The organism is Acetomicrobium sp. S15 = DSM 107314 (assembly GCF_016125955.1).
Lineage (GTDB): Bacteria > Synergistota > Synergistia > Synergistales > Thermosynergistaceae > Thermosynergistes > Thermosynergistes pyruvativorans.
This window is the reverse complement of record NZ_JADEVE010000271.1, coordinates 1-367: the sequence shown is the minus strand read 5'-3', so window position 1 is coordinate 367 and position 367 is coordinate 1. Positions and strand designations below refer to the sequence as shown.

At 54.8% G+C, this 367-nt stretch carries 1 protein-coding gene; it reads left to right on the top strand.

Features of this window, described 5'->3' with window-relative positions:
• On the top strand, window positions 1-242 hold a 242-nt coding region (locus EZM41_RS13735; protein ID WP_232619181.1), incomplete at its 5' end, for a hypothetical protein.
• Window positions 243-367 lie beyond the last annotated feature (125 nt).

The following is a 367-nucleotide window of genomic DNA, read 5'->3' as shown; positions in this document are numbered from 1 at the left end:
AGGCTAAAATACAAACAAGGGCTGCCCCTCACCTGGGAACTGCCGTCGGAGGAAGGCGCCTCGGGCGGGCCCGAGCTCGGGAGCTTGGCCCACTGGATCTTAGCCCGGTGGGATTTTGTGACTCACGCATGCATCCCGTGTTTGCCGATGTGGGTCCGATCGCCGGGTATGCCACCACCCTCACAGTTGGGGCTGATCTTCCGTACATGGCGGCGAAGTCGGCCGACAGGAGCTCAAGATAATTTAGGTTAATCATGTGGCATAATTGGTTAGTTCGTGCAGAGGATTATTTTCTCGTCGGCAGCATGGCCGTAAATGTGGCCTTGGTATTCCTCCAAGTAGTGATGCGCTATGTTTTTCAAAATTC